5 protein-coding genes and 1 pseudogene are annotated in these 5,271 nt (G+C 66.6%); 5 read left to right on the forward strand and 1 reads right to left on the reverse strand.

Translation table 11 applies throughout. The features are described 5' to 3' along the window. The 5 genes and pseudogenes from ACRCSW_RS01820 to ACRCSW_RS01840 form a co-directional block, all read left to right on the forward strand. Positions 1 to 358 (forward strand): annotated as a pseudogene (locus ACRCSW_RS01820) (SIS domain-containing protein); the annotation flags it as partial. Between the two features lies 1 nt (position 359). Beyond that, positions 360 to 1,661 (forward strand): NAD(P)/FAD-dependent oxidoreductase, encoded by a 1,302-nt coding sequence (locus ACRCSW_RS01825; RefSeq protein ID WP_168776743.1) that lies wholly within the window; start codon positions 360 to 362, stop codon positions 1,659 to 1,661. Beyond that, positions 1,658 to 2,464: a PfkB family carbohydrate kinase gene (locus tag ACRCSW_RS01830; RefSeq protein ID WP_168776742.1), complete on the forward strand. Its 807-nt coding sequence runs from the start codon at positions 1,658 to 1,660 to the stop codon at positions 2,462 to 2,464. Before ACRCSW_RS01825 ends, ACRCSW_RS01830 begins: the two co-directional genes overlap by 4 nt. Before the next feature lie 80 nt (positions 2,465 to 2,544). Next, positions 2,545 to 3,534 (forward strand): SIS domain-containing protein, encoded by a 990-nt coding sequence (locus ACRCSW_RS01835; protein WP_168776741.1) that lies wholly within the window; start codon positions 2,545 to 2,547, stop codon positions 3,532 to 3,534. A 50-nt stretch (positions 3,535 to 3,584) separates the two neighbouring features. After that, entirely contained in the window at positions 3,585 to 4,415 is an 831-nt protein-coding gene (locus ACRCSW_RS01840) for a PfkB family carbohydrate kinase (RefSeq protein WP_168776740.1), read from the forward strand. Positions 4,416 to 4,568: 153 nt separating this feature from the next. Here the strand turns inward: ACRCSW_RS01840 and ACRCSW_RS01845 are convergent. After that, the coding region (locus tag ACRCSW_RS01845) for an ATPase, T2SS/T4P/T4SS family (RefSeq protein WP_438702294.1) at positions 4,569 to 5,271 on the reverse strand (703 nt) is incomplete at its 5' end.

The following is a 5,271-nucleotide window of genomic DNA, read 5'->3' on the forward strand; positions in this document are numbered from 1 at the left end:
CGGCATGTGCATCCTGGAAGAGATGCAGTGGATCCGCACCCGGCCGGTCCATGCCTCGGACTTCTTCCACGGCACGCTGGAACTGGTGGAAAAGGGCGTCTCGGTCTTGGTCTTCGCGGGCGAGGATGAAACCCGCCCGCTGACCGACCGGGTGATCGCCTTTGCCAAGGGGTATACCGACAAGCTGACCGTGCTCGACACCCGCGACCTGGCGACCACCGGCCTGTCGGCTGACCTGCGGGCTTTGCTGGCCCCGGCGCTTTTGGCCACCGTGCTGGAACGGCTTTCGGCGCATCTGGAGGTGATGCGGAACCACCCGCTGGTGACGCGCCGCTACTACAAGCGCGTGGCCTACTGAGATGGACGCCTTCCAGGGACACAGCGACACCCCCCTCTGGCGGGCCGAGATGGCCTTGCCACAGGTCCCCGCCTCGACGGTCGAGCCGCGCGAGGACGTGCTGGTGGTCGGCTCGGGCTTCACCGGCCTTTACACCGCGCTGCATCTGGCGCGCGGCGGACGGCAGGTCGTGGTCTGCGACGCGGGAGAGATCGGCTGGGGGTGTTCCACCCGGAACGGCGGGCAGGTTTCCTCGGAAATGAAGCCGGACCTGGACGATTTCATCGCGAAGTATGGCGAGGATCGTGCGCGGGCCATCCTGTCGACCGGGATCGAAGCGCATCGTCACTTGCGCCGGTTCGTGGCGGAAGAGGGCATCGCCTGCAATTACAGCGTCTGCGGCCATTTCATCGGCGCGCATCGCCCCGACCGGATGGAGGGCCTGCGCCACTTCCTGCGCCAGAATGCACGGCTCGGGGTAGAGGGAGAGGAAATCCCGAAGGCCCGTGTCAGCGATTTCGTCGCCTCGCCGCAGTTTCATGGCGGGGTGCATCTGCCGGACTGGGCCAGCCTGCACCCCGGGCGGCTGGTCGCGGAACTCGTGCGGCTCTGCCTTGCGGCAGGTGTGCGCTTTGCGCCCAAGACCCGGGTGTCGCAGATCGAGGACCAGGGCGACCACATCACCTGTCTTGCCGGAATCCGCACGGTCCGCGCAGCACACCTGGTGATGGCAACCGACGGCTACACCGACGGCGCGTCAAAGTGGATGCGGCGGCGGGTGGTGTCGCTGGCCTCGGTGGTGACGGCGACCGAAGCGATGGACCCTGCAGCGGTTCGTGCGCTCTATCCCCGGGCGTCGATGGTCTATGACACCCGGATGAACGTGACCTATCACCGGCCCTCGCCCGACGGCGACCGGGTGGTGATTGGCACCGTGGTTCCGGTGAAGGTGGACGATGTCGCGGCCTGCCTGCCGCGGGTGCGTCGCAACATCCTTCGGCTCTTCCCGCAGCTGGAGGGCGTGAAGATCGCCCATGTCTGGACCGGCTTTGTCGGCGCCACCTTCAGCCACCTGCCGCATGTGGGCCTGCACGGGCGCATGGGCTATGCCATCGGCTACAACGGCACTGGCGTCGCCATGTCGTCCTACCTCGGGATGAAGCTGGCGCAGAAGATGCTGGGCAGGGGCGGGGAGACGGCGCTGGACGGGCTGGAGCTGGAGACGCGGCCCTTCTTCCACGGCCAGACCTGGTATCGCCGCCCGGTCCTTGCCTGGCATGACCTGAAGGACAACATGGCCTCGCGCGGGGCGACCATCGGATGACCACGTTCGACCTGATAGCCCTGGGCGACAACTGCATCGACCGGCTGACCGGTGCGGTCACGGCCGATCTGGTGGGCGGCAACGCGGTCAACGTGGCGGTGCAGGGCGCGATGCTTGGCCTCCGCACGGCCTATTGCGGTGCGGTCGGCCCGGCGGGTGAAGCCGACGGCGACCGGGTGCTTGCCGCGCTGGCCGTGAAGGATGTGGATGTATCGCTGGTGGAACGGCGCCAGCCGCCGACCTCCGTCACCTGCCTGACCGTTGCCCCTGACGGAAACCGCACCATCCTGACCGAGGATTTCGGGGCTTGCGCGGGCTGGGTGCCCGATGCCGCCCGCCTGCGTGCGCTCTCGGCGGCCCGGCATGTCCATATCGGCTGGCTGCAGGATGGCGGCCATGCGCGCCGGGTGCTGGCGCGTGACGGGGTCAGCCTGTCGCAGGATGTCTCGGTGAACGCGGCGCCGGAGGATCTGGATGTGGAGGGGCTGACCATCGCCTTTGCTTCGTTGTCCGAAGCGCAGGCCGACCATGCCGAGGCGCGCGCTGCGGAACTGGTGGCGCAAGGCGCAAAGGGGGCCGTCGTCACGCTGGGCGCACGGGGCAGTCTTGCCCTGATCGGCGGACAGACTTTCCGCGCCGCTGCCCCGGCGATCACCCCAGTCGACACCACCGGCGCTGGCGACGCTTACATTGCGGGCTTTCTGGCCGCGCGTCTCAACGGGGCCTCGGTGCCCAAGGCCATGGCAGCGGGCCACACCTGCGCTGCCGCCTGCTGTGGCCATCCGGGGGGCTTTCCCCAGTAGCGCCCAACCCATTGCCGACCTGCCGCCCCCCGGAACGCCGTTTCCGGGACCGGCCCAACCTTGCCTGATGAGAGGACCAGATGACCGACAAACCCTTCCCGACCGAGGCGCAGATCGCCGCCGCTCTTGCCGCCGCAAAGGCCCGGCCTGCACTGACCGAGATCTATTTCGTCGCCTGCGGCGGGTCCTATGCGCTGATGCTGCCGAACCAGTATGCGGTCGACCGCCATGCGAAGACCATCGCCGGACACGCGCTGAACGCCGCCGAGTTCATGGCCCGCAACCCGGCGCGGCTGGGGCCAACCTCGGCCGTGATTCTGTGTTCGCATTCTGGAACCACGCCCGAAACGGTCGAGGCGGCGCGCTTCGCCCGGGCCAAGGGCGCGCTGACCATCGCGCTGACCAACCTGCCCGGCAGCCCGCTGGACGAAGCGGTCGAGTTCCCGGTCTACTACACCCACGCCCCCAAGACCTTTGCGACCGACCATTCCGCCGCCGTCATGGCCCGGCTGACCTTCGGCATCCTCGCCGCGCGCGAAGCCAACCCCCTGGCGCAAAAGGTGGAAAAGGCCCTGACCGCCCTGCCCGCGCTGATCGACACCGCCATCTCCGCCCATGCCGACCGGATCGCCACTTTCGCCGAAAGCCACAAGCGCGAGCCGGTGATCTACACCATGGGCGCCGGCGCGAACTATGCCACCGCCTATTCCTATGCCATCTGCATCTTCCAGGAGATGCAGTGGATCCACTCCGCCGGCATCCACGCGGGCGAATACTTCCACGGACCCTTCGAGATCACCGATTTCGACGTGCCCTTCATCGTGCTGCGCGGCCTTGGCGCAAGCCGCAAGATGGATGACCGGGGGTTGGATTTCGTGACTAAGTACAGCCAGCGCGTGACCACGCTCTGCGCCGAGGAACTGGGCCTCGGCGTGATCGATCCCGAGGTCGTGGAACATGTCGAGCACATGGCCTTCGGCACGCTCCTGCGCGTCTATTGCGACAAGCTGGCCGACAGCCGCGGCCATCCGCTGACCGTGCGGCGCTACATGTGGAAGATGGACTATTGACGAAAGGTCAGGGGGCGGGCCAGTCCTGCCCCCTCCAGGACGGAGCCAGCATGACGAACGGACTTCTCTGCATCGGCGACAATGTCGTCGACCTCTACCTTGACCGGGGCGAGTTCTTCCCCGGCGGCAACGCGCTGAACGTGGCCGTTCTGGCCCGCCGCTTCGGGCTTGCCGACGTGGCCTACATGGGCATCGTCGGGAATGACCGTGAGGGCGATCATGTCCGCGCCTGCATGGCCGCCGAAGGCCTCTCGACCGCCCATCTGCGCCGGGTAGAAGGGCCGAACGGCAAGGCGCAGGTCACGCATGATGCGGACGGAGACCGGGTCTTCGTCGCGTCGAACCGGGGCGGCATCCGGCGCAAGCTGATGCTCAGGATGGACGAGGATGACCTCGCGCTGATCGCGGCGAAGGGCCATGTCCATTCCAGCTGCTTCAGCTATCTGGAACCCGAACTGCCCCGCATCCGGGCTTCTGCGCGCGAGGTGTCCTTCGATTTCTCGACCCTGCACGACCCGGCCTATCTGGAGCAGGTCTGCCCCCATGTGACCACCGCCTTCCTCTCCGGCGCCGGGCTGCAGGACACGGCGGTCAGCGCCCTCATCGGGCGGGTTCTCGATCTTGGGCCGGACACCGTCTGCGTGACGCGCGGCGACAAGGGGGCAGTCTGGGCCAATGGTCAGACCCGCATCGAACAGCCAATTGTGCCCGCCACGGTGGTCGACACGATGGGCGCAGGCGATGCCTTCATCGCGGGCTACCTTGTGGCGAGATTGCGCGGAGATACTCCAGAACAGGTTCTCCAACATGCCGCCTTCTGCGCAGCGAAAGCCTGCGGATGGGAAGGCGCATGGGGCTATCCGCTCGCAGACATTCCATAGCCCACCGCCGATGTCATTGACCTGCTTTGGTGCTCGTCAGACGTTCGATGGTTCGGACCGGCAGCGAGTTGCATCCGCCAACGCTGGGCGAAGATGCTCTTGAACGTTGACGTATGCAAGGCGCGAAGGTCCGCTTTCCGCCCTTCGCGATCCTCAAAGGCACAGTATCTCCGCCACCCCACGCCGCCCGCCTTCCCTCGAAAGCTGCACCACCAAATCCACGCTCCCCTCGCAGTACCGCTTCACCTCCTCGAAGCCCATGCCCAGCCCGGCGGCCATGACCATGATTGCCAACCGATCAATCGCCTTCCGTGCTGTGTCTGCATGGATTGTTGTGAACGACCCACCGTGCCCAGTGTTGATCGCTTCGAGAAAGGTCCGGCTTTCCTCGCCCCGCAGTTCGCCCAGAATGATCCGATCCGGCCGCATCCGCAGGGAGGCTTCCAGCAATCGCGCAGGCGTCCGTTCTCCTTGGGCAGTGCGGTCTGCCTTAAGTGCCACGGCGTTCTCCTGGCGGGGAAAGAGCTCGTAGGCATCCTCGATGGTCAGGATCCGCTCGCCTTGATCCACCATCGACAAGAGGGACCGCGCGAATGTCGTCTTGCCAGTCGAGGTACCGCCTGAGATCAGGATGTTCATGCGCTCCCCGACGCAGAGCCGCATGGCCTCGACGACCTGCCCTGCCTCAGCCAGCTTCATCGCCTCCGCTGCCCTTTCCCGACGTTTGGCATCGAGATCAACGAGACCGCCGTGCAAGAGCCTCGGCTCGATCAGTTGATCAGCCGCGACCTTGAACGGTCGGAAGGTGATCGCCATCCCGCCTTCCACGATGGGCGGTGCCACGACCTGCGCCCGT

The organism is Tabrizicola sp., assembly GCF_051645465.1.
GTDB lineage: Bacteria > Pseudomonadota > Alphaproteobacteria > Rhodobacterales > Rhodobacteraceae > Tabrizicola.